19 protein-coding genes are annotated in these 23,794 nt (G+C 71.7%); 10 read left to right on the top strand and 9 right to left on the bottom strand.

Features of this window, described 5'->3' with window-relative positions:
- Nucleotides 1–5: 5 nt before the first annotated feature.
- Complete coding sequence (locus ACQEXA_RS31095; protein WP_433131687.1) at nt 6–443, bottom strand: MarR family winged helix-turn-helix transcriptional regulator; 438 nt, start codon at nt 441–443, stop codon at nt 6–8.
- A gap of 192 nt (nt 444–635) precedes the next feature.
- Here ACQEXA_RS31095 and ACQEXA_RS31090 point away from each other — a divergent pair, with 192 nt between their 5' ends.
- Nucleotides 636–818 carry a plasmid mobilization protein gene (locus tag ACQEXA_RS31090; RefSeq protein ID WP_359393950.1) on the top strand — a complete coding sequence of 61 codons (183 nt, stop codon included), beginning with the start codon at nt 636–638 and terminating at the stop codon, nt 816–818.
- A 27-nt stretch (nt 819–845) separates the two neighbouring features.
- On the opposite strand, the gene ACQEXA_RS31085 is transcribed toward ACQEXA_RS31090, so the two are convergent.
- The gene (locus ACQEXA_RS31085) at nt 846–2,297 is read right to left on the bottom strand and encodes an NCS2 family permease (protein WP_432929378.1); all 1,452 of its coding nucleotides are present in this window, start codon (nt 2,295–2,297) and stop codon (nt 846–848) included.
- A gap of 252 nt (nt 2,298–2,549) precedes the next feature.
- On the opposite strand from ACQEXA_RS31085, the gene ACQEXA_RS31080 reads away from it, so the two are divergent.
- Both ACQEXA_RS31080 and ACQEXA_RS31075 read left to right on the top strand, forming a co-directional pair.
- Entirely contained in the window at nt 2,550–2,801 is a 252-nt protein-coding gene (locus ACQEXA_RS31080) for a DUF2530 domain-containing protein (protein ID WP_359393946.1), read from the top strand.
- Nucleotides 2,802–2,902: 101 nt separating this feature from the next.
- Nucleotides 2,903–5,296 (top strand): cation-translocating P-type ATPase, encoded by a 2,394-nt coding sequence (locus tag ACQEXA_RS31075; RefSeq protein ID WP_432929380.1) that lies wholly within the window; start codon nt 2,903–2,905, stop codon nt 5,294–5,296.
- Between the two features lie 166 nt (nt 5,297–5,462).
- Here the strand turns inward: ACQEXA_RS31075 and ltrA are convergent, their stop codons facing one another.
- From ltrA to ACQEXA_RS31055, 4 genes are all read right to left on the bottom strand, one after another.
- Nucleotides 5,463–6,809 (bottom strand): group II intron reverse transcriptase/maturase, encoded by a 1,347-nt coding sequence (ltrA, locus tag ACQEXA_RS31070; RefSeq protein ID WP_432927578.1) that lies wholly within the window; start codon nt 6,807–6,809, stop codon nt 5,463–5,465.
- Between the two features lie 562 nt (nt 6,810–7,371).
- Nucleotides 7,372–8,211, bottom strand: coding sequence for a hypothetical protein (locus ACQEXA_RS31065; protein ID WP_432929382.1), 840 nt, complete (start codon nt 8,209–8,211; stop codon nt 7,372–7,374).
- A 225-nt stretch (nt 8,212–8,436) separates the two neighbouring features.
- Nucleotides 8,437–11,556 carry a sacsin N-terminal ATP-binding-like domain-containing protein gene (locus ACQEXA_RS31060; protein ID WP_432929384.1) on the bottom strand — a complete coding sequence of 1,040 codons (3,120 nt, stop codon included), beginning with the start codon at nt 11,554–11,556 and terminating at the stop codon, nt 8,437–8,439.
- 139 nt (nt 11,557–11,695) lie between these two features.
- The gene (locus tag ACQEXA_RS31055; RefSeq protein WP_432929386.1) at nt 11,696–12,622 is read right to left on the bottom strand and encodes a DUF3027 domain-containing protein; all 927 of its coding nucleotides are present in this window, start codon (nt 12,620–12,622) and stop codon (nt 11,696–11,698) included.
- 400 nt (nt 12,623–13,022) lie between these two features.
- Between ACQEXA_RS31055 and ACQEXA_RS31050 the strand changes: the two genes are divergently transcribed.
- The 4 genes from ACQEXA_RS31050 to ACQEXA_RS31035 all read left to right on the top strand — a co-directional run bounded on the left by ACQEXA_RS31050 (nt 13,023) and on the right by ACQEXA_RS31035 (nt 16,561).
- A complete protein-coding gene (locus ACQEXA_RS31050) occupies nt 13,023–14,447 on the top strand; it encodes an MFS transporter (protein ID WP_432929388.1) in 1,425 nt (474 codons plus the stop codon).
- A gap of 91 nt (nt 14,448–14,538) precedes the next feature.
- Complete coding sequence (locus ACQEXA_RS31045) at nt 14,539–15,000, top strand: DUF2771 domain-containing protein (RefSeq protein ID WP_432929390.1); 462 nt, start codon at nt 14,539–14,541, stop codon at nt 14,998–15,000.
- Nucleotides 14,970–15,710 carry a futalosine hydrolase gene (locus ACQEXA_RS31040; protein ID WP_432929392.1) on the top strand — a complete coding sequence of 247 codons (741 nt, stop codon included), beginning with the start codon at nt 14,970–14,972 and terminating at the stop codon, nt 15,708–15,710. Before ACQEXA_RS31045 ends, ACQEXA_RS31040 begins: the two co-directional genes overlap by 31 nt.
- The gene (locus ACQEXA_RS31035) at nt 15,707–16,561 is read left to right on the top strand and encodes a 1,4-dihydroxy-6-naphthoate synthase (RefSeq protein ID WP_432929394.1); all 855 of its coding nucleotides are present in this window, start codon (nt 15,707–15,709) and stop codon (nt 16,559–16,561) included. Before ACQEXA_RS31040 ends, ACQEXA_RS31035 begins: the two co-directional genes overlap by 4 nt.
- 6 nt (nt 16,562–16,567) lie before the next feature.
- Here the strand turns inward: ACQEXA_RS31035 and ACQEXA_RS31030 are convergent, their stop codons facing one another.
- Nucleotides 16,568–16,951, bottom strand: coding sequence for a cold-shock protein (locus ACQEXA_RS31030; RefSeq protein ID WP_359399790.1), 384 nt, complete (start codon nt 16,949–16,951; stop codon nt 16,568–16,570).
- Nucleotides 16,952–17,126: 175 nt separating this feature from the next.
- Here ACQEXA_RS31030 and ACQEXA_RS31025 point away from each other — a divergent pair, with 175 nt between their 5' ends.
- Nucleotides 17,127–17,378, top strand: coding sequence for a hypothetical protein (locus tag ACQEXA_RS31025; RefSeq protein WP_432929396.1), 252 nt, complete (start codon nt 17,127–17,129; stop codon nt 17,376–17,378).
- Between the two features lie 22 nt (nt 17,379–17,400).
- Here ACQEXA_RS31025 and ACQEXA_RS31020 read toward each other — a convergent pair whose 3' ends face one another.
- Nucleotides 17,401–18,018, bottom strand: coding sequence for an HAD family hydrolase (locus tag ACQEXA_RS31020; RefSeq protein ID WP_432929398.1), 618 nt, complete (start codon nt 18,016–18,018; stop codon nt 17,401–17,403).
- 76 nt (nt 18,019–18,094) lie between these two features.
- The gene (locus ACQEXA_RS31015; RefSeq protein ID WP_432929400.1) at nt 18,095–19,078 is read right to left on the bottom strand and encodes a hypothetical protein; all 984 of its coding nucleotides are present in this window, start codon (nt 19,076–19,078) and stop codon (nt 18,095–18,097) included.
- Nucleotides 19,079–19,272: 194 nt separating this feature from the next.
- On the opposite strand from ACQEXA_RS31015, the gene ACQEXA_RS31010 reads away from it, so the two are divergent.
- The gene (locus ACQEXA_RS31010) at nt 19,273–21,858 is read left to right on the top strand and encodes a helicase-associated domain-containing protein (RefSeq protein ID WP_433131685.1); all 2,586 of its coding nucleotides are present in this window, start codon (nt 19,273–19,275) and stop codon (nt 21,856–21,858) included.
- 194 nt (nt 21,859–22,052) lie between these two features.
- Nucleotides 22,053–23,696: a DNA repair helicase XPB gene (locus tag ACQEXA_RS31005; protein ID WP_432929404.1), complete on the top strand. Its 1,644-nt coding sequence runs from the start codon at nt 22,053–22,055 to the stop codon at nt 23,694–23,696.
- The last annotated feature ends 98 nt before the right edge of the window (nt 23,697–23,794 follow it).

The following is a 23,794-nucleotide window of genomic DNA, read 5'->3' as shown; positions in this document are numbered from 1 at the left end:
ACCGGTCACAGGTGCGCGAGCTTCTCCAGCACGGGGGCGGCGGCGCGGAGTTTCGCCCACTCGTCCTCGTCCAGGCCCTCGACCAGTCCGGCCAGGAAGGCGTTCCGCTTGCGGCGGCTCTTTTCGAGCATCGCCTCGGCCTGCTCGGTCTGGGTGACCACTTTCTGGCGCCGGTCCTCGGGGTGCGGCTCGAGCTGCACCAGACCCTTGCTCTCCAGCAGCGTCACGATTCGGGTCATCGAGGGCGGCTGGACGTGCTCCTTGCGGGCGAGCTCGCCCGGTGTGGCGGAACCGCAGCGGGCCAGGGTGCCGAGCACCGACATCTCGGTCGGGCTCAGCGACTCGTCGACCCGCTGGTGCTTGAGTCGGCGCGACAGGCGCATCACAGCGGAGCGGAGAGCGTTCACGGCGGCAGCGTCGTCGCCATGGGTCAGGTCAGCCATACCCTTAGGATAAGTCATTACTTTCCCTAAAGACCACCGGAGTGCGCCGCCTTTCGGGTGACACAGGCCACTGGCCGCCGCTTGCTCTTGATATTGTCCGTGAAGCTTCTGAGCTGCACTTATCACCCAAACGAGTGATCCATCGGCGGAACGTGACGCACCACCCGCCCGAGTCCGGCAACCCTCATAGCCATGGGGACCAACGTGCTCAGCGTGCGGATGGACCGGGAGCTGCTCGACCGCATCCGGCATCGCGCCGCCCAAAGAGGGATGAGCGTCCAGGACTATGTCGTCCGGACGCTCATCCGAGATGACTTCGACGAGCGGTTCAAGGCCGCCGTCGAAGAGACGGAACGGTTCTACGGGGTCACCTGACCTGATCCGCCGGCAGCCCCCGGCGGATCAGGTCAGGCCCAGTGCCGGCATCAGGTAGTAGAAGCCGAAGACCGCCGCCACCACGTACATCGGGGCCGGCACCTCGCGGCCGCGGCCGGCCGCGAGGCGCAGGATCACGAAGGTGATGAAGCCCATGCCGATGCCGTTCGTGATCGAGTAGGTGAAGGGCATCGTCATCATCGTCACGAAGGCGGGGATGGCGATCGTGTGATCCGACCAGTCGATCTCCTTCACGGAGCTGGACAGGATCAGGAAGCCCACCGCCACCAGTGCCGGGGTGGCCGCCTGGGACGGAACCATGGTGGCGACCGGGGTGAGGAAGAGGGCCACGGCGAACAGCGCGCCCGTGACGACGTTCGCGAAGCCCGTGCGCGCGCCCTCGCCGACGCCCGCCGTGGACTCCACGAAGCAGGTGGTGGCCGAGGAGGAGCTTGCACCGCCCGCCGCGACGGCGATGCCGTCCACGAAGAGGACCTTGTTGATGCCGGGCATGTTGCCCTCGGCGTCGGTCAGCTTGGCCTCGTCGCTGATGCCCATGATCGTGCCCATCGCGTCGAAGAAGCACGACAGCAGGACCGTGAAGACGAAGAGGATCCCGGTCAGCACACCGACCTTGCCGAAGCCGCCGAACAGGCTGACCTTGCCGATCAGGCCGAAGTCCGGGGTGGCGACGGGGTTGCCGGGCCACTTCGGAACGGTCAGGCCCCAGGACGGGATCTTGGCGACCGTGTTGAGGATCAGCGCGAGGACCGTCATCGAGACGATCGAGATCAGGATCGCGCCCTGCACCTTGCGGACGATCAGCGCGAAGGTGAGCAGCGTGCCCAGGATGAAGATCAGCACCGGCCAGCCGTTCAGATGGCCGTCGCCACCCAGCTGGAGCGGGACCGTGGTCTGCGCGACGTCCGGGATGCGGGTGACGAAGCCGGAGTCGACAAGACCGATCAGCATGATGAACAGGCCGATACCGATCGAGATGCCCTTGCGCAGGCCGAGCGGCACGGCGTTCATCACCCGCTCGCGCAGTCCGGTGGCGACCAGCAGCATGACCACGACGCCGGCGAGGACCACCATGCCCATCGCGTCCGGCCACGACATCCGGGGGGCGAGCTGGAGTGCCACGACCGTGTTCACGCCGAGGCCGGCCGCCAGGGCGATCGGGACGTTGCCGATGACGCCCATGAGCAGCGTGGTGAAGGCGGCGGTGAGGGCGGTGGCGGTGACGAGCTGGCCGTGGTCCAGGTGGTGCCCGTACATGTCCTTCGCGCTGCCGAGGATGATCGGGTTCAGCACGATGATGTAGGCCATCGCGAAGAAGGTGGCGAAACCGCCTCGGATCTCACGCGGCAGCGTGCTGCCCCGCTCGGAGATCTTGAAGTAGCGGTCGAGGGCTCCGGAAGGGGACCGGGTGCCCGGCTGCTGCGGGGCGGGGACCTTGGCGGGGGCCGAGGTGGGCATACAGGACCTCAAGGGTGCGGGGGATCTCGAACAAAAAGTGATCGAGTCTCACCGCCGTCGGATCTCCAGCGGATTCCCCATGTGCCCGTTGGAGGTTCCTACGAACATAAGCGGCCAGACTCGAACTGTTTCAGTATGAACATATAAGGCGCAGATCGCTATCTCCGCGCGTAGACCCTTGGCAGGCACAAGCCTCCGCGGAGCACTCGGGGTGTCCGCACCCCGCGGACACGCTCCTCGTAAGCTGTGCCCATGGCGAAGTGGACCCCCAGGCACGAGGCGCCGGAGCCCCTTGAGGGCCCCGTGGTCGCCACCATCACCGGCGGCACGATCCTCTGGTTCGTCCTCTTCCTGGCCCAGCTCCCCTTCTACGGCTGGTTCGCCGACCACGGCCACACCTGGTGGCTGTGGACGTGCCTGGCCGGAGCGGGCCTCGGCTGCATCGGCATCTGGTACGTCCGCAGGCGGGACGCGGCCATCAAGCGGGCGGCCGCTCAGCAGTAGGCGGGTTCCGTACAACCACCGCACGACCCCCGTCCCCCTCGGGTCGGATCTTTGGGGCCCTCGGCGGGTGAAGGCACAAATCCGCACGTACCGTCGAATGCATGACGCACATCGACGCGGGCGCCGAACTCGATCCCGTCCACCCCGCCCCCGTGCCGGGGCGGACGCGGGGACTGTCCGCCGCCGAGGTGGCCGAACGGGTCGCCCGCGGTCAGGTCAACGATGTTCCCGTCCGCAGCAGCCGCTCCCTGGGCGAGATCGTCCGCGCGAACGTCTTCACCCGCTTCAACGCGATCATCGGTGTGCTCTGGGTGGTCATGCTGTGCGTGGCGCCCTTCCAGGACAGCCTCTTCGGTTACGTGATCATCGCCAACACCGGCATCGGCATCATCCAGGAGTGGCGCGCCAAGAAGACCCTGGACTCGCTCGCGGTGATCGGCGAGGCGAGACCGACGGTGCGCCGGGAAGGGGTGGCCGTCGTCGTGGGCACCTCGGAGATCGTGCTGGACGACGTCATCGAGATCGGGCCCGGCGACAAGATCGTGGTCGACGGCGTCTGCGCCGAGAGCGACGGGCTGGAGATCGACGAGTCGCTGCTGACCGGTGAGGCGGACCCCGTGGTCAAACGGCCCGGGGGCCCGGTGATGTCCGGCAGCTTCGTCGTCGCCGGCAGCGGCGCCTTCAAGGCGACCAAGGTGGGGCGCGAGGCCTACGCCGCCCAGCTCGCCGAGGAGGCCACCCGCTTCACGCTCGTCCACTCCGAACTGCGCAGCGGTATATCCACGATCCTCAAGTACGTGACCTGGATGATGGTCCCGACCGCGATCGGCCTGGTCATCAGCCAGCTGGTGGTCAAGCAGTCCGGGTTCAAGGACTCCCTGGCCCGCACGGTCGGCGGCATCGTGCCCATGGTGCCCGAGGGGCTCGTCCTGCTGACCTCCGTCGCCTTCGCCATCGGGGTCATCCGGCTGGGGCGCAAGCAGGTCCTGGTCCAGGAGCTCCCTGCGATCGAGGGGCTCGCCCGGGTCGACACCGTCTGCCTGGACAAGACGGGCACCCTGACCGAGGGCGGGATGGACGTCACCGAGCTGCGGCCGTTGCAGGGCGCCGACGAGACGTACGTCCGCCAGGTCCTCGGCGCCCTCGGCGAGTCGGACCCGCGCCCGAACGCCTCCCTCCAGGCGATCATCGACGCCTACCCGGACAGCGAGGAGTGGCGCTGTGTCCAGGCGCTCCCCTTTTCCTCGGCCCGCAAGTACAGCGGCGCGTCCTTCAGCGAGGGCGACGGCGAATCCAGTACATGGCTCCTGGGCGCCCCCGACGTCCTGCTGGATCCCGACGACCCGGCCCTGACCGAGACCGTGCGACTCAACGAGCAGGGGCTGCGCGTGCTGCTGCTCGCCCGGGTCTCAGGGGACCTGGACGACCCCCGGATCACGGCGGGCGCCCAGCCCACCGCCCTGGTCGTGCTGGAGCAGCGGCTGCGGCCCGACGCCGCCGACACTCTGCGCTACTTCGCCGACCAGAACGTCCGCGCCAAGGTGATCTCCGGCGACAACGCGGTGTCCGTCGGCGCGGTGGCCGGAAAACTCGGCATCGCAGGCAAGGTCCTGGACGCCCGGCGCCTGCCCTCGAACCAGACCGAGATGGCGAAGTCGCTCGACAAGGGGACCGTGTTCGGACGGGTCACCCCGCAGCAGAAACGGGACATGGTGGGCGCGCTCCAGGCGCACGGGCACACGGTGGCGATGACGGGCGACGGAGTGAACGACGTGCTCGCGCTCAAGGACGCGGACATCGGCGTCTCGATGGGCTCCGGCTCGGAGGCGACCCGGGCCGTGGCCCAGATCGTGCTGCTGGACAACAGCTTCGCGACGCTGCCGTCGGTGGTCGGCGAGGGCCGGCGCGTGATCGGGAACATCACCCGGGTGGCCACGCTGTTCCTGGTGAAGACGGTCTACTCGGTACTGCTCGCGGTGCTGGTGGTGTGCTCGCAGGTGGAGTACCCGTTCCTGCCCCGGCACCTGACGCTGCTGTCGACGCTGACGATCGGCATCCCCGCCTTCTTCCTCGCGCTCGCCCCCAACAAGGAGCGGGCGAAACCGCACTTCGTGCGCCGGGTGATGCGGTACTCGGTCCCGGGCGGGGCCGTGGCCGCGATCGCGACCTTCGTCACCTATCTGATCGCCCGGCACCACTACACGGGTCCTGGCTCACTGGACGCGGAGACCAGCGCGGCGACCCTCACTCTGTTCCTGATCTCCATGTGGGTGCTGGCGATCGTCGCCCGGCCCTACACCTGGTGGCGCGTCACCCTGGTGGCGGCGATGGGCGTGGCGTTCCTGTTCGTCCTGATCGTGCCCGCCCTCCAGCGCTTCTTCGCACTGAAGCTGGTCGGGGTCGCCATCCCGTGGATCGCGGTGGGCATCGCGGCGCTGGCGGCGGTCGCCCTCGAGTTCGTCTGGAAGCGGGCCGACCGCCGCGTGCCCGCGTGAGCTGCACCGTGGGCCACATGCTCTGGCGGCCGTAGCCGGTCGAGCGCACGAAACGGTCCGGGGCCGCCCCGTCGGAGCGGCCCCGGCCTGAGGAATCGGGTAGGAGGGCCGGGTCGCCCGGCCCTCCTCCCACACCACCGGACATGCGGGTCACGCATCCGGCGGTTCATCGAGCTGATCTCAGTCGTTGCCAGGTCGGCTTGAGTGTGAGCAGACCGAGGTCGTCCCAGTAGGCGTTGGGCAGTGCCCGCTGGAGGACGGGAGAGCCCGCGATCCGCCAGTAAGCCTTGCTGCTGTTCCCCCACTGGTGGGAGAACGACTCGCTGATTCCGAGCCTGCGCAGGTTCGCCCGGCGGGTCCGGGGGATCTTCCACTCCTTCCAGCGGATCTGCCGCATCCTGCGGCGGAGCCACTCGTCCAGATCCCGGAACGGCCTGGAGGCGTCCGAGAGCTGGAAGTAGCCCATCCATCCGGTCATGAAGCGGTTGAGCATCGCGATACGTTCGTCCATCGCGATGCTCCACCGCCGCGAGGTCAGCTCCCGGATCTTCGTCTTCCAGCGCGCCAGCGCCCTCGGATCGATCCGGATCTTCACCCCGCTCCGGGTGAAGTAGAAGCCGAACCCCAGCAACGTCGCGACGGAGGCTGGGACTACCTTCGACTTCTCCCAGTTGACCTTCAGTTTCAGCCGCTGCTCGACCACGGCCGTGACCGAGTCGAGCACCCTGTGAGCGGCCCGTTCGCTCCGCACGAAGACACGCACGTCATCGGCGTAACGCACGAACCGGTGACCGCGCCTGAACAGTTCCCGGTCCAGGTCGTCGAGCATGATGTTCGACAAGACGGGCGAGAGCGGGGATCCTTGCGGGGTTCCCTCCGCGCTCGGCATCTTCACGCCGTCCACCATGATCCCGGCTTCCAGATACCTGCGGATCAGTCTCAAGACCCTGCGGTCACCGACCTTGCGCGCCACCCGCGCCATCAGGACGTCATGCTGGACGCGGTCGAAGAACCGGTCCAGATCAAGGTCCACGACCCACCGGTGGCCGTCCTCAATCGCCCGCCGCGCGACCCTGACCGCCTGGTGGGCGGACCGGCCGGGACGGAACCCGAAGGACGACCCCGAAAACTCCGGGTCGAAAATGGGCACGAGCACTTGCGCGATGGCCTGCTGGATCAAGCGGTCCAGCACCCGCGGCACCCCCAGCATCCGCTCGCCACCGCCAGGCTTCGGGATGACCACCTGACGGACCGGCGCGGGCCGGTAGATGCCCGCATCAAGAGCGGACCGGACCTCTGACCAGTGCACCAGCAGCCACGGACGCAACTCCGCCGTGGTCATGCCGTCCACCCCCGGAGCACCCCGGTTCGCCTCGACACGTCCAAGCGCCGCGAGCAGGTTCTCCTTCGAGAGCATCAACTCCCACAAGGACAGCTCCTGTTCGCGGTGAACGTCTTCCATGGAGTGCGCCGACCGGCCACTGCGCGCCGCCGTGGGCTCTGCCGGATGCACCGGCTCCTCCCCCTGCGGCCCTGCGGAAGCAGGTTTACTGCGGTCCACGTGACCGGCACGAGCAACCACCACATCACCCGTTCCACTCGATGTTCGGCCCTTCCCAGCCCGCCGCCCCGCGACTCATCCCGGCTGGTACTACGACCTCTGCTGACTTCTGCCCGGTCAGACAGCACCTTCCGGCGCTGCCCGTCGGCGCGGCGACGTCTTCAGCACAACCGACACCCGGACAGATCTCCCCAGGTAAGAACGATCACTGTCCCTGGATCCCCGCCGCGTTTACGCACTGGCCTTCTTGGCAGTGACGGGCTTCACCTTCTCGTGCAGGCTCACCCGACCAGCACGCCTCATACGCGGTTCGTGTTCCTCGGTACCCAGGTCTCGCCTCGGGCTTCCTCCAGACCCCATCTCACGATGACGCCCTTGCCTCCGGCTCGGGGTTAGCACCACCTCTTCCCCCAGGGGACTTCCACCCCCAAGCAATCGCCCATGCTGGGCACACACGGAATCGGCCCCCGCGTCCCGGACGGGACGCGGGGGCCGAGCCGTACCTGGGGTCAGATCACTTCACGTCGACGTAGTCAGCGGTGGCGCTGACGCCCGCGACGGTCGGGCTGCCCGCGAAGCTGTAGCGGAAGTAGCCGTCGGTGGACGCCTTGACCGTGGTCTTGAGGGCGCCCGTCGAGGACGTCTTGATGGACTTCACCGTGGTGTAGGTGGTGGAGCCCTTCTTGCGGAACTGGAGCTTGACGTACTGGCCCGCGTAGCCGGCGTACGTGCCGTTCTCCCAGTTGGCGCGGGAGAGCTTGCCCGCGACGGTGATGGTGCTGCCCTTCTTCACCGGCTCCGGGGTGGCGTCCGTGGTCAGCTTGCCGCCGCGCAGCACCTTGACGCTGCCGAGGTTGCCCTGCTGCTTGGAGTCGCCGTTCATGGTGATGGCGAGGCCACCGGCCGTCCAGGTGCCGGCGTCGGAGTTTGCGAGGTCGGACCGGTAGACCGTGAGGACGGCCGTGCAGCTGAGAACCGTCGACGAGGTGGCGGTGCAGGTGCCCGGGTCGTCGGCGATCTCCAGGTTGGTGGGCTTGGTGATCGAGGAGCCGCGGTAGATGAGCGGTCCGGTGGCGAAGTTGGCGGTGCTGGTGTCGAGACCGGCGGCGTGCGTCACGGTGTAGGTGACCGGCACGTTCACCTTGGTGCCGGTGCCGAGAACGATCGCCTTGCCCTTGTTGACCTTCATGTTGGAGAAGGTGACGTTGAGCGTGGCGGTGGCACCCGTCCTGGCGGTGACGGAGCTGAAGGAGGCCTTGGCGGACGGGGCAGCAGCCGCCTGGGCGGCCGGCACGGCGAAGGCGGAGATGGCCAGGGCGCCGGTGAGGGCGGCCGCAGTGGCGCGAATACGCATTGCGTTCTCCACGTGGAGAAAGGGGCCAGGGGTTGCCCACCCTGGGGCCCAAGTGTCTGGGGAGTCTGTTGACTCGGATGATCAGATCAACTGCCGAAACCCTTGGTTGTGCACGGCCAAGCTTTCTTTGCCGTCGCATTACCGGGGCCGCCCGGCGGCACGTTCCGCGCACACCGCCCGGAGCCGCGGGCACCGCCCGACGGCTCCGGGAGGAGGGTCAGGGCCTCAGTCGAACCAGCGGTCCCGCGCCAGTTCCTCGGTGCGGGACGGGTCCTCCAGCAGCGCCGCGACCTCGAAGCGGCGCGGCCACTGCCCCGCCGCCCAGGCGAGACCCGCGGCGACGCCCTCCAGGGTGGCGGCGTGGAGCACGCCGTCCGAGGCCAGGCGCCAGTCGATCTCCACACCGTCCACGACGAGCTCGTCGTGCTCGATGTACGACGCCGGCGTGGCCGGACCCAGCAGGACCCGTACGGACTCCGGTACGTCGTGCTCGACGCCCTCGGAGGTGACCTCGCCCGTCACCGACTCACTCAGCCGCCGCACCTGGAACAGCTCGGCGAGTTCGGCCGCCCGCGTCGGGCGCACCGGCAGCAGCGCGACGCCCTCGGTGAAGGGCAGCAGATCGGGCGAATCGACGACCACCGCGTCGGCGGCGTCCACGACGGCGACCCGGCCGTCCACGACCGCGCGCAGGTCGTCGGGCAGCGTCACCTGCTCCGGGTCCAGTTCGGCCAGGGCCCCGTACAGACCGTGGAGTTGGGCGGCGGACACGGGCCGCTCGGGTTCGGCGAGCCGGTCCAGCAGTTCCGCGGCACCACCGGGCTCCTCCAGCAGGGCCGCCACCGAAGTCCTCACGCCGAGGGCCCGCAGCACCTGTTCGTCGTCGAAGCCGGTCGCGTCCGCCTCGTCGTACAGACCGTGCAGCAGCGGATCGCCGCCCGCGGCCCGCAGACCGGCGGGGCGCCGTCCGTCGAGCACGGGGTGACCGCGCAGCCACCAGGCCGTGTACGGCCGGACGATCTCGTGCGTGCCGTCCGGCAGCAGGATGCGCACGGGCTGGGTGAGGGCGTCCCGCAGCGGGGGCTGCGAGAGCAGGGCGAGTGCCTGCGGCCAGCGGTCGTCGTCCACGAGGTCGAGGTCGCGTACGGCGACGATCTCGGTGGCCACCGGTGGTACGGGCGTGTCGGGCAGCCGGTCCAGGACGTCCTCGCACCACACGTCGACGGCGTCGAGGAGCCCGACGTCGTCGGGTTCGGCGAAGTCCGACTCGCGGGGCTCCAGTTCGTCCGGGTCGAGGACGACGTCGGTGGCACGCACCAGGGTGAAGTTGACCAGCACCCCGCAGGCAGCCAGCGGCTGTTCACCCCAGCGCTCGGCCAACTCGGAGTCGACGAAGGCCAATTCACCCTCACGCATGACGCGCGCGAAGTAGCTGCCGGGCAGGACCAGTTCCCCGGCGGGTGCGGGTTCGCCGTCCTCGTCGGGCAGGGCGAGCGCGCCGAGCCAGGGCTCCTCACCCGGTTCGAGCCCGGCGTCCCGGACGAGCGCGAGCACGGTGTCGGCCAGCTCCTCGGCGTCCAGGCCCTCCTGGTCCCAGCCGGGGCCCTCGTCGTCGAGCGAGGCGGCGACCGCTGCCCGCACCTGCGGGGTGGTGAGCACGGCGCGCGGGGTGGCCGGCAGGGCCCCCAGCTTCTCCAGCAGGGGGTGCGCCGCGTCCGGGTGCGCGACCTTGAGGCCCAGCCGGGCCAGGGTCTCCGGAGCCACCGGCGGACCCTCCACGGTCGGCAGCAGGATCTGCCGCGGTCCGATCGTCGTCCGTCCGTCGGCCAGCGGCACGGGCAGGCCGGACAGCCGGTCGGGGTCGACCCCGACCAGGCTGTTGTACAGCCGCCACCACCAGTCGGGCTCCTTCTCGAGACCCGCGAGCCGGTCGACCGCCTCCGTCAGCGGCACCCGGTCGACCCCCAGCGTCCGCAGCTCCACGCGGCGCTCCAGACCGGCGGGCAGCAGACTCGGCAGCACCTCGGCGAGGACCCGCACGGTCTCGGCGCCGGCGCCCTCCACGATCTCGGCGTCCCGCGGGCGCAGCGCCTCCGGCAGCTCCACGTCGTCGCCCGCGTCGTTAGCCGGCGGCAGGAAGGCGGTGCGCGGCAGCCGGTCGAGGACGGCCTGGCGCAGCGCGCCGTCCAGCGCGCCCTTGCCGAGCGGGCCGGGGACCAGGTCGATGATGCCCGGGGTCACCGGGCGCCAGACGCCGAGGAGTTCGGCGTACGCGTCGGCCGCCCGCTCCACCAGGAAGTCGGTCAGCGGGCCCGGGGCGGTGTGCCGGCGGGTGGTGTCCAGCGGGAACGAGGCGATGAGCAGGGCGGGTACCCCGAGGGCCTCGTCGCTCGGGGTGGGGGCGTGCACGACCGGTGCCGTACGGGGCCGGGCCGGGGTGCCGTCCGCGTTGACGGGGACGGCCCAGGTCACGGACCAGTGTGGGCGCAGCCGCTCCTCCACCGGGCGGTCGGCGAGGAGGTCAGGGGTGAGGGGGCCGTGCTGGGAGACGGTCCGCCAGCGGGTGGTGCCGTCCCGGGAGTCCTCGACGACGGTGTCGGTGCCGTCGGTGCGGCGGCGCAGCGTGCGCAGGCCCGTGCCCTCGATCTCGACGACGACCTCTTCGAGACCGGGCAGGGCGAGCAGGAGGGCGTCGTCGACGGCCTGGAGGAGCCGTTCGGCGAGGTCGGCGGCGGCCGTGTCGCGCAACGGGAGGATGACGACGGTGTCGTACGGGTCGGGAGCGGTCCCCTCGGCGGGGAACGGCAGCCGCAGCAGCGGTACGTGCCCGTCGCGGCGGCGGATCTCGTCGCCGAGGCCGGGGCTGCGCCGGGCGGTCTCGCCGGCCAGTTCACGGGCCTCGGCCAGGGACCAGCGGACACCGCCGTGCCGGCCGACGACCGCGGGCTCGTCGCTGACCGCGAGGACGGCCGCGAAGCCGACGCCGAAGCGGCCCACGGTCACGTCATGGCTGTCGCGCTTGGCGGAGGCCCGCAGCGTGGAGAGCGACTCGACGCCGACCGCGTCGAGGGGCGCGCCGGTGTTGGCGGCGACCAGCACACCTTCGCGGAGGGTGAGCCGCAGGCGGCCGGGGACCTGCGCCCGGGCCGCGGCGTCGGCGGCGTTCTGCGCGAGCTCGACGACCAGGCGGTCGCGGTACCCGCCGAGTACCAGGTCCTCCTCGGCGTTGGCGTCCTCACGGAACCGGGCCGGGCTGGTGGCCCAGGCGTCCAGCACCCCGTGCCGCAGGCGGGCCGTGCCGAACGGGTCCGCGCCCTCGGCTGCCGGCTGCACGAACTTGCTCACGGTTCACTCTCCCTCTCAGCGCGTGCGGGACGAAGGTACCGTGCGCCGGGGACACCGCGGCTCGCGGAATGCGCCGTCTGCCCGGTGGGCGGGCCGGGGCCGTCGCACCCGGACCGCGGCTTGCGGGACGCTCTGCCGGTTACGAGTGCCCCAGCTCCGCAGACGACTCGTCAGGCACCGCGGGCACCGAGCCCGAGTCCGGAGAGGGCCGCAGCGGGAAGGGCTCCACCTTCGTCTCGTCGACCACCGGGGGAGCCGGCCGCGGTGTCCTCGGCATGACCGCCGCCTCCGAGTGGGCGCCGCACCCGTACGACAGGGAGACCATACGGCCGTCCGCCGGGGAGAACTCGTTGGCGCACACGCCGAAGGCCTGGCCCAGCGAGCCGCCGACCGGCACCAGGAAGGCGCAGCTGGCGCAGGTCGCGGGCGCCGCCTGGGCCATTTGAGTCTTCGGACCGAACGCGTCCTCCCAGCGGTCCGCCGCCATGTGCAGTCCGTACCGGGACAGGACCCGGGCGCGTCGCATGCCCAGTTCCTCCGCCACCGCGGCGATCGTGCCGCGCGACGGGGCGATCGGCAGGTTCGCCGGAGCTCCCGCGGTCACCTCCGCGTCCTCCGCCTCGACCAGCTCCGCCATCTCACCGGAGACCGCGGAGTTCGGCGGCGGCTCGTCCTCGCCCGAGTAACCGGGCTCGAGACGCAGATCGTCCGCGTCCGTCGGCAGCAGGTCGCCGGGGCCGAGGTCACCGGGGCGCAGCCGCTCGCTCCACGGCACCCACTCCGGCGCGAGTAGCGCGTCCTCGCCGGGCAGCAGCACCGTCTCGTCGAGCGTGACCACCTTGGCGCGCGACGCCCGCGCCACCGTCACCGCCCAGCGCCAGCCCCGGTACCCGAGCTCCTTCGCCTCGAAGAAGTGCGTGACAACGCGGTCGCCCTCGGAGACCGTGCCGACGTGCTCGCCGACGACACCGGGCGCGGCGGCCTCCTCGGCGGCGGCTCGGGCGAGGTCGACCGCCTCGGCGCACAGACGGTCGGGGGTGCGGCTTCGCGTTGTCGCTGCGCTCACAGGTATCGCTTCTCTCCTACGCCGTCTCACGGTGCGCCCTTCCTCGGCTGGGGGAGCGGACGGAGCGGACCAACGGACCGCGTCGACGTCCGCGCCCGATCGCGCTCGGGCGCACCTACACCACCCATTCTGCGGGATGGATGAGAGGCGCGCGGCCGAGAACAATCGCCACGGCGCGCTAGGCACGCTACCTTCTCCCGGCCTCCCGGCCCACACCGAGTCGCTGGCCTTTCCCGGAGCCCGGTCCTCCGCGGGCCGGACCGGTGCGTCACGCGGACGGCCCCCCGGCCCGCCGGCCGGTTCCCGCCCTCGGGCCTGTCGGGCCCTCCGCGGACGCCACTCCGCCCCCGTACGCGCGGTAACCGCACTACCCCCGGCTTTCTCGGGGCACTATGACGGGGTGGCAGCCGCGAGGTCGTCCCATGGAACCGCCGGGGCAGGGGGAGTCAAGGGACGCAGCCAGGAGGGCGGTTCGGGCCGGTTCGGCGGGTCCGTCCGCGCGGTCGGCCGTGCCCTGCACCTGCCCGTCACCGGCGCCGCCCGCGGAATCCGCCGGGCCACGCACGCGCACGGCGCCGGCGAGTCCGGTCTCGGCAAACTGATCGAACTGCACGCGGTCAACGGCGCCGGCGATGTGATGATCACGGTCGCTCTCGCCTCGACCGTCTTCTTCTCCGTGCCGACCGACGAGGCCCGCGGACGCGTCGCGCTCTATCTCGCCATCACCATGGCGCCGTTCACGATCCTCGCACCGGTGATCGGCCCGCTCCTGGACCGGCTCCCGCACGGCCGCCGGGCCGCGATGGCGGGCGCGATGCTCGCCCGTGCCCTGCTCGCGCTGATCATCGCGGGCGCAGTGGCCGGCGGGGGCCTGGAGCTGTATCCGGCCGCGCTCGGCGTGCTCGTCGCCTCCAGGGCGTACGGCGTCATCCGCAGTGCCGTGGTGCCACGGCTGCTGCCGCCGGCCTTCTCCTTGGTGAAGGCCAACTCGCGGGTCACCCTCAGCGGCCTGCTCGCGACGGGCCTGGCCGCTCCCGTGGGCGCCGCGCTGCACACCGTCGGCCCGAGCTGGCCGCTCTACGGCGCCTTCGTGATCTTCGTCGCGGGTACGTTCCTGTCCTTCTCGCTGCCGCCGAAGGTCGACTCCGCCAAGGGTGAGGACATCGCGTTGCTGGCGGCGGACCCCGAGCACCTGCACGGGTCGCGCCGCACCACGGCCCGGCGCCCCGGGCTGCGCACGGTCGGGCCCGCCGTGACCCACGCCCTGGGCGCCAACGCCGCCCTGCGCTGCCTGTCCGGCTTCCTGATCTTCTTCCTCGCCTTCCTGCTGCGGGAGCACCCGCTCACGGGTGAGAGCGCGGCGGTCTCGCTCGGCGTAGTCGGCGTCTCGGCGGGCGCGGGCAACGCGCTGGGCACGGCCGTCGGGGCATGGCTGAAATCGCGCGCACCGGAAGTGATCATCGTGACGGTGGTGGCGATCGTGCTGGGCGTGGCGATCACCGCCGCGATCTTCTTCGGCGCGTTCCTGGTGGCGTGTCTGGCGGCGTTCGCCGGGTTCGCGCAGGCGCTGGCCAAGCTGTCGCTGGACGCGCTGATCCAGCGGGACGTGCCGGAACTGGTCCGCACCTCCGCGTTCGCGCGCTCCGAGACGCTGCTGCAGATGGCCTGGGTGCTGGGCGGGGCGATCGGCATCTCGCTGCCGCTGAACGGTGTGCTGGGGCTCGTGGTCGGCGCCGCCATCGTCGCGGCGGGCTGGCTGCCGACCGTGCGGGGCCTGCTCGCCTCGGCGCGGCGCGGCGGCACGGAGCGAAGGCAGGCCGCCTGACCACAACCCCCGGCACCTGATCGCACGAGTGCGCGGCACGTCGCGCACCCCAGGTGGGGAGCGGCTCGGCGGTGCCCGATAGCCTTCGGCCATGACCGCACTGCGTTCCCGCCGCGCCGTAGCCGCCCTCGGCGCCGTTTCCGCCGGACTTCTCCTGCTGTCCGCCTGCAACAAGCCGACCCCGCTGGCGACCATCACGGTCGGCACGAACTCGGTGAGCTCCCAGACCGACTGCTACAACGACGGCAACGAAGTCGCGGCCGCGGATCTGGCGAAGTGCCTGACGTCCAAGGACGTCAAGTCGATCAAGGTCGACCCCGATGAGACGGTCCGCTTCGGTGTGGACCCGAGCATCGCGGACCAGGGCTGGACGATCCTGCTGAACGGTCAGCCGCTGACCGAGTCCAGCAAGAAGACCTACCGCACGATCCCGGGCAGTGTGTTCTTCAACGCGCAGTACGGGGCGAGCGGCAACTCGACGCGCGTCTCCATCAAGGAGGGCACGACTAAGGTGACCGGTCTGTGGACCTTCAAGCTCGAGAAGGCCTCCTGACCACGCCCCGCGCACATGTCCTGGTGGCCACCGCCGTCCCGGTCGAGCGGGATGCGGTGGCCCAGGCGTTCCCGTCCCCGGCGGTCGAGATCCCCCTTCCCGGGGTGACCCTGCACCGCACGGGCGCCCTCGACCTGCTCGCGGCCGGCGTGGGCCCCGCCCTCGCCGCCTCCTCCACCGCCTGCGCGCTCACCGCCGCCGCGCTCGACGGCACCCCGTACGACCTCGTCGTCTCCGCCGGCATCGCGGGCGGATTCGCACCGCACGCCCCCGTCGGCTCGCTCGTGATCGCCGACGACATCGTCGCCGCCGACCTCGGCGCCGAGACCCCGGACGGATTTCTGCCCGTCACCGCACTCGGCTTCGGCACGGTCAATCACCGGCCACCGAATTCACTCGTACGAGACCTCGTCGCCGCCACCGGTGCGCTCACGGGGGGCGTCCTGACCGTCTCGACCGTCACGGGGAGCGCCGCACGCGCCGCGGAGCTGCGCACCCGGCATCCGCACGCGCTCGCCGAGGCGATGGAGGGCTTCGGCGTCGCCGAGGCGGCCATCGCGCACGGCACACCCGTCGTGGAGATCCGCGCCGTGTCCAATCCCGTCGGACCGCGCGATCGCGCCGCCTGGCGCATCGGCGACGCCCTCGCGGCCCTCACCGAGGGTTTCGGGAAGCTCGCGCCCGTATTGGAGAGTTGGAAACCAGCATGACCGCAACCAGTGAGCCCCTCCGGATCGCCTACTCCCCCTGCCCGAACGACACCTTCGTCTTCGACGCCTGGGCCCACGGCCGCATCCCGGGCACGCCGGCCCTCGACGTCACCTTCGCCGACATCGACATCACCAACGGCATGGCCGAGCGCGGCGAGCTCGACGTGCTGAAGGTGTCGTACGCCGTCCTGCCGTACGTCCTCGACGAGTACGCCCTGCTTCCGTGCGGCGGCGCGCTGGGCCGCGGCTGCGGGCCGCTGGTGCTCACCCGGGAGCCGGGAGCCGATCTCACGGGCCGCACCGTCGCCGTGCCGAGCGAGAAGTCGACGGCGTATCTGCTCTTCCGTCTGTGGGCCGCGGACACCGTGCCCGGCGGGGTCGGCGAGATCGTCGTCATGCCGTTCCACGAGATCATGCCGGCCGTGCGCGACGGGAAGGTCGACGCGGGCCTCGTCATCCACGAGGCGCGGTTCACGTACCAGAACTACAGGCTGCACAAGCTCGCCGACATGGGCGAGCACTGGGAGGACGCCACTGGCCTGCCCATTCCGCTGGGCGCGATCATCGCCAAGCGCTCGCTGGGCGCGGACACGCTGAAGCTGCTCGCCGAGTCGGCCCGCACGTCCGTACGCGTGGCCTGGGAGGACCCCGAGGTGTCGCGGCCCTACGTCATGGAGCACGCACAGGAGATGGACCCGGCCGTCGCGGACCAGCACATCGGGCTGTACGTCAACGAGTTCACGGCCGACCTCGGCGAGGACGGCTACGCCGCGGTCCGGGGGCTGCTCACCCGTGCCGCGGCCGAGGGGCTGGTGCCGCCCCTCGGCCCGGACGCGCTCGTCTTCCCCTGACCGGGATCAGACGTCCAACTGGTCGGCGACCGCGCGCAGCAGGCCCGCGATCTGCTTGCCGGAGGCCTTGTCGGGGTAACGGCCCTTCTCCAGCATCGGGGTGATGTTCTCGAGGAGGGTCGTCAGGTCCTGGACGATGGACGCCAGCTCGTCCGGCTTCTTGCGCTGCGCGGCGGCGACCGACGGGGCCGGGTCCAAAAGGGTGACCGACAGCGCCTGGTCGCCGCGCTGACCGGCGACGACTCCGAACTCCACGCGCTGGCCCGGCTTCAGGGCATCGACTCCGGCGGGGAGAACCGAGGAGTGGACGAAGACGTCGCCGCCGTCGTCGCGGGAGAGAAAGCCGAAGCCCTTCTCGCTGTTGAACCACTTGACCTTGCCGGTAGGCACGTCTGTCCTCGTCCTCGTACTCGTCGGAAACTGCGTCTGCAAAGTGTTTCGGTAAACGGCTCTGGATAGCACTGCAGCGGGCCGCACGGACCCGCCGGTACCAAGGCTAATGGTCCGGGGCCCGGTGACAAGACGTCGCCGAGTGGTTCCTCGCGATGGGAACTACCCTGGTCCGGTGCGTGACAAAACCCAAGCGAATTCCGCCGCGGCCGGCGACCGTCTGATCCGTGCCGGTGCCATCGTGTTCTTCGTCGGAGCGGTGGCCACTTTGGTCACGGTCGCCCCGTTCCTGCTCGGAACGAAGCCTTTCCCCACCTACATGTTCGGCCTGAGCATGCTCATGGCCGTCGGCTTCCTGATGGCCGGGGCGGGTGTGTTCCAGTCGATCGCGCAGGGCCGCCGGCGAGCGCGCGGGGCCCGTTCCTAGCGCCTCGGACCGAGCCCGGCCGCTACCGGGACCTGTACGCCGTCAGCCAGGCGGGGAACTCGGTGAGGCCGGCGAGGACGACGTCGGCGCCCGCGGCCCGCAACTCGTCGGCGGTGCAGGGCCCGGTGGCGACGGCGACGGAGAGGGCGCCGGCGCTGCGGGCGCCCCGGACGTCCCCGATGTGGTCGCCGACGTAGACGGCGGCGCCGTGCTCGACGAGTGCCTCCGCCTTCTGCTCCGCCCACAGGTCGCCGATCACCGCGTCGGGCTCGATACCGAGGTGCTCCAGGTGCAGCTTGGCGTTCGGCTCGAACTTGGCGGTGACGACGATCGCGCGTCCACCGGCCGCCCGTACCGCCTCGATCGCCTCACGGGCGCCGGGCATGGCGGGCGTCGCGGCGATGGCGATGGCGGGATACATCTCCCGGTACAGGTCCGCGGTGGCGGCGATCCCGTCCGCCGGGAACCAGTGGACGAGTTCGTCCTCCAGCGGCGGCCCGAGCCGGGTGATCGCCAGATCGGCGTCGATATACGTCCCCGTACGCGCGGAAAGCGCCTGGTAGCAGGCGTGGATTCCGGGCCGGGAGTCGATCAGCGTCATGTCCAGGTCGAAGCCGACGGTGAGGGCGCGAGAGGTCATATGGGCGATTGTCCCAGGAGGGCGTGCCCGAGGACACGGGGCTCCGGCCGTCGCCCCGCGCCGCGGCGCCGCCGCCTCATCTGACCCGTTGTGACCGCCAGGCCAGGTACAGGGCGGAGGCGACGGCGGCACCCCGGACCACCCACGGCCAGGTCTGCACCACCGCGTCGTTCATATGGCCCTGGGCGATCGGGTCGCCCCAGCGGCCGTCGGTGCGGCCCCAGATCCAGACGATGCCGGCGGCCGCGGCCAGGCTCGGCATGCCCACGACCGCCCACTTGGACTCGGCCCGCGTCAGCCGGCGGGACGCCCCTGCGATGAGCCAGCCGAGACCGAGGGCGATCCAACTGCCGAGCACCGCGCCCGCGACGAGCAGCCCGGCGGCCAGGAGAAGCAGCGGGTTGCGCCGGCCGGTGAGCCGGAGCAGCCGACGGCGCGGCGCCGCGGTGTCCTCGGCCGCGGGGGCGGCCTCCACGGCCGTCTCCGAGTCCTCGGCATGGCCGCCCTGCGGCTTCGGCGGGTCGGCCGGCGGCGGTTTCAGCAGTTCGGGGATCTCCACGCCGCCGACGAACCCGGGCACGGCGTCCCCGAGCTCGAACCCGCCGCCGCGCGGGCCGTCGACCCGCCACCAGTCCGGCACGGCGGCGCTGTCGCCCAGTTCGTCCGCACCGGCGAGATGGGGCGGGGACGGCGTGTTGCGGGAGGTGCCTGCGGGATCCGCGGACCGTGGCCGGGGCACGACGCGCCGCAGGCCCTTGGGCCGGTCCCCGGAGTCGTCGGCGCGCTGAAGGGGGACGGCGGCGGGACGGCTCACCGAGCCGCCGGGTGCGGAGTCGTCGGACGCGGCGGCCACGACCTCGTCCGGTGTGCCGAGGCGGGCGAGGATCCGGCGGACCGCGGCCGGGCTGTCGACCGGGGACTTCGCGCGCCGCCGGTCGATCTCGTTGCGCAGGTCGGACACGAGCCGCATCCGCGCGGCCGACGGCAGCTGGCGCTGCTGGGCCACGTCGCCGACCCGGCTCAGATAGTCGAAGACCAGTTGGTCGCTCTCGATCCCCACGAAACCCCTCCGGGGTGGGCCGATTTCACCCCGTACCGTATCCCGCGCATGCCCTCTCCGGGCGCTCCGCCCCGGGCCCGACGGGCCCGGGCGCCGCCCGCGTCCTCGATCGCCGGACGGGCCCGTGGCGCACGACCGGGCTGAACCGTGCCGTCCTCGGCACCACCGTGACATGACCCGCTACCGTGGACCGGATGACCCCCGAGGAGCGCTCACGCAAGGACTCGTCGGCCACGGGAAGCGGCGCCGCCGCCCCGCGTTCGCTGGCCGAGTCGCTGCGCGCGCGGGACGACGCCTCTCTGTCCGCTCTCCTTCGCGCCCGCCCGGACCTCATCACCCCCGTCCCCACCGACCTCACCCAGCTCGCCACGCGGGCCGCCACCCGGGCGAGCGTGGTGCGGGCGCTGGAGCGTCTGGACCGGTTCGCCCAGCAGACCGCGGAGGCCCTGGCCGTCGCCGGGGACCCGGCCACGTACGCCGAACTGCTGGGCCTGATGGCCGGTGACGCCGGCGCGGAGGGCGACCCCGCGGTCGCCGAGGCCTTCCCGCGCGCGCTCGCCACGCTGCGCGAGCAGGCCCTGGTGTGGGGCGACGACGAGCGGCTCCGGCTCGTGCGCACGGCCCGGGAACTGCTCGCCCCGTCCCCGCAGCACCCCTCCCCCACCGGCCTCGGCCCCACCGCCGCCGAGACGACGGCCGGCATGTCCCCGGGCCGTATCCAGGAACTCCTGACCACCGCCGGGCTGCCGACCACCCACGACGCCGTCTCCGCCGTGGCCTCCCTCACCGCCCTGTTCACGGACCGCGCGCGCATGGCCGCGCTCCTCGAGACCGCCCCCGCCGAGTCCCTCGAGGTGCTGTCCCGGCTGGTGTGGGGACCCCCTTACGGCCAGGTCACCCCCGATCCCGCGGCGCGGCTGCGCTGGCTGCTGGACCGGGGTCTGCTGCTGCCCACCGCTCCCGGCACCGTCGTCCTGCCCCGCGAGGTGGCCCTGCATCTGCGTTCGGGCCGCGCCCACCGGCACACCGAGCCGCTGCCACCCGCCGTGGAGGCCGCCGCCACGCACCGCCCGCAGATCGTGGACGCGACGGCGGCGGGCCAGGCCTGCACCGCGCTCGCGACCGTCGAGGAACTGCTGAAGGACTGGGACGAGGGCGGCCCTTCGGTACTGCGCGCGGGCGGGCTGAGCGTGCGGGACCTCAAGCGGACGGCCGTGGCACTCGACGTGTCCGAGCCCGTGGCCGCCTTCTGGGTCGAACTGGCCTACACGGCGGGCCTGCTGGCGTCGGACGGCGAGGCCGACGAGCGGTACGCGGCGACCCCGGCGTACGACGAGTGGCGGGAGCTGCCCGCCGCCGAACGCTGGACCCGGCTCGTCACCGCCTGGCTGGACGCGACCCGCACCCCTGGACTCGTCGGCGGTCGCGACGCCAAGGACCGTACGCTCTCCGCGCTCGGCCCCGGCCTCGACCGCTCGGCCGCGCCCGAGGTCCGCCACCGGGTCCTCACCCTGCTCGCCGGGCTCCCCGAGGGTGCCTCCGCCGCCCCGGAATCGGTCCTGGCCCGCCTGCGCTGGGAACGCCCCCCGCGCGCCGACCGGCCCGCGGCCGACGATCTGCGCACCCGCCTCGCCCAGTGGACCCTGTCGGAGGCGGAACTGCTGGGCGTCACGGGCCGCGGGGCCCTGTCCGCGCAAGGCCGCGCCCTGATCGGTGCGCCCGGGCCCGCGGACCACGCACCGCCCACCGAGGCGGCCGGCCCGGGCGACAAGCTCCCCGTCCACCGGCAGCACCACCGCCCCACCCCCCATGTCCCCCTCACCGCCGCCGAACAGGGCGCGGCGGCCTCCCGCGCCGCGCGTCTGCTCGCCCCCCTGCTGCCCGAACCCCTGGACCACGTCCTGCTCCAGGCGGATCTGACGGCGGTGGCACCGGGCCCGCTGGAGCGGCCGCTGGCCGACATGCTCGATGTGCTCGCGGACGTCGAGTCCAAGGGCGGCGCGACGGTGTACCGGTTCACGCCCGCCTCCGTGCGCCGCGCCCTGGACGCCGGCCGGACCGCCTCCGACCTGCACGTGTTCCTCGCGGCGCACTCCCGCACCCCGGTTCCGCAGCCGCTCACGTACCTGATCGACGACGTGGCCCGCAAACACGGCCACCTGCGCGTGGGCGCCGCCTCGGCGTATGTGCGCTGCGACGACGACGCCCTGCTGAACGAGATCCTCGCCGACAAGCGCTCGGCCGCCCTGCGCCTGCGCCGGCTGGCCCCGACGGTCCTGGCCGCCCAGACCGACCCCGCGGCACTCCTCGAAGGCCTGCGCGCGCTGGGCCTCGCGCCAGCCGCCGAGTCGGCGGAGGGCGACGTCCTGATCACCCGCGCCCACGCCCACCGCACCCCACCGCGCACCGCGCCCGAGCCGGTCCCGGAGGGTCCCCCGCCGCCCGACGCCACCCTGCTCACAGCGGCTCTGCGGGCCATCCGCGCCGGCGATCTGGCCTCCACGACACCGCGCAAGACCACGGGAGCCCCCAACGCGAGCGGGGACCTGCCCCGCACCACCTCCGCGGAGACGCTGGCCACCGTGCAGGCCGCCGTCCTCACCGGCGAGTCCCTCTGGATCGGCTACGTCAACGCCGAGGGGACCGCCAGCCAGCGGGTCATCGGCCCCATCCGCGTGGAGGGCGGCTTCGTCACGGCGTACGACCACACGGCCGACGAGGTCCGGACGTATCCCTTGCACCGGATCACGGGAGTGGCGGAGCTGGCGGACGAGGACTGACCGGCGGGCCCGGTCGGCGGTCCGCGACCGCGAGCTTCTCGTCCCGCCGCGCACCGCGCCGCTCCGGTCGGTCATGACCCGTATCGGCGGGCGGGAGCCGCACGTGGGGGCTGTGGGCCGTGCGCCATGCCCTGCCGTGATCACCCCCGGATGAGGCACACTGGACGTTTGGCCACAGGGAAAGGGTGCCGCGCGTGAATGGTCCTCTCATCGTCCAGTCCGACAAGACCCTGCTTCTCGAAGTCGATCACGAGCAGGCAGACGACTGCCGTCGGGCCATCGCGCCGTTCGCCGAACTGGAGAGGGCACCCGAGCACATCCACACCTATCGGGTGACCCCGCTCGGACTGTGGAACGCGCGGGCCGCCGGGCACGACGCCGAGCAGGTCGTGGACGCGCTCGTGCAGTACAGCCGCTATCCGGTGCCGCACGCGCTGCTGGTCGACATCGCCGAGACCATGGACCGGTACGGACGGCTGACCCTCACCAAGCACCCCGCGCACGGGCTGGTCCTGACGACCACCGACCGGCCCGTCCTGGAGGAGGTGCTGCGCTCGAAGCGGATCGCCCCGCTGGTCGGGACCCGGATCGACCAGGACACGGTCGCCGTCCATCCCTCCGAGCGCGGGCAGATCAAGCAGGCGCTGCTCAAGCTGGGCTGGCCCGCCGAGGACCTCGCCGGTTACGTGGACGGCGAGGCGCACCCCATCGAACTGCGCGAGGATGGCTGGGCCCTGCGGCCCTACCAGAAGCAGGCCGTGGAGAACTTCTGGCACGGCGGCAGCGGCGTCGTGGTCCTGCCCTGCGGCGCCGGCAAGACGCTGGTGGGCGCCGGTTCCATGGCACAGGCCAAGGCCACCACCCTCATCCTCGTCACCAACACCGTCTCCGCACGACAGTGGAAGCACGAACTGGTGAAGCGGACCTCGCTCACCGAGGACGAGATCGGCGAGTACTCCGGTACGCGCAAGGAGATCCGGCCGGTCACCATCGCGACCTACCAGGTGCTCACCACCAAGCGGAAGGGTGTCTACCCCCACCTGGAGCTGTTCGACTCCCGGGACTGGGGACTCATCGTCTACGACGAGGTGCACCTGCTGCCCGCGCCCGTCTTCAAGTTCACCGCGGACCTCCAGGCGCGGCGGCGGCTCGGGCTCACGGCGACCCTGGTGCGGGAGGACGGCCGTGAGTCGGACGTGTTCTCTCTCATCGGCCCCAAGCGGTTCGACGCTCCCTGGAAGGAGATCGAGGCGCAGGGGTACATCGCGCCCGCCGACTGCGTGGAGGTGCGGGTCAACCTCACCGACTCCGAGCGACTCGCGTACGCCACCGCGGAGACCGAGGAGAAGTACCGGTTCTGCGCCACGACCGACACCAAGCGGAAGGTGACGGAGGCCCTGGTGCGGCGCTTCGCGGGGCAGCAGATCCTCGTCATCGGGCAGTACATCGACCAGCTGGACGAGCTGGGTGAGCACCTGGACGCGCCCGTGATCAAGGGCGAGACCAGCAACGCACAGCGTGAGAAGCTCTTCGGTGCCTTCCGCGAGGGCGAGATCAGTGTGCTCGTCGTCTCCAAGGTCGCGAACTTCTCCATCGACCTGCCGGAGGCGACCGTCGCCATCCAGGTGTCGGGGACGTTCGGGTCACGGCAGGAGGAGGCGCAGCGGCTGGGACGGGTGCTGCGCCCCAAGGCCGACGGCCATCAGGCGCATTTCTACTCGGTCGTCGCCCGCGACACCATCGACCAGGACTTCGCCGCCCACCGCCAGCGCTTCCTGGCGGAACAGGGCTACGCGTACCGGATCGTGGACGCCGACGAACTGCTCGCCGAGAACTGAGATCGAGAGCGCGGAGCGAAGCCGGAGAAGAAGCCACAGACGGTGTACGAGTGGTCACGTTCCGTCAGCCATGGAGCGGACCCTCGCACTCCGGGCGG

It is taken from the genome of Streptomyces sp. CA-106110, assembly GCF_050936285.1.
GTDB lineage: Bacteria > Actinomycetota > Actinomycetes > Streptomycetales > Streptomycetaceae > Streptomyces.
The sequence above is the reverse complement of the archived record's forward strand: the minus strand, read 5'-3'. Positions and strand labels throughout refer to the sequence as shown.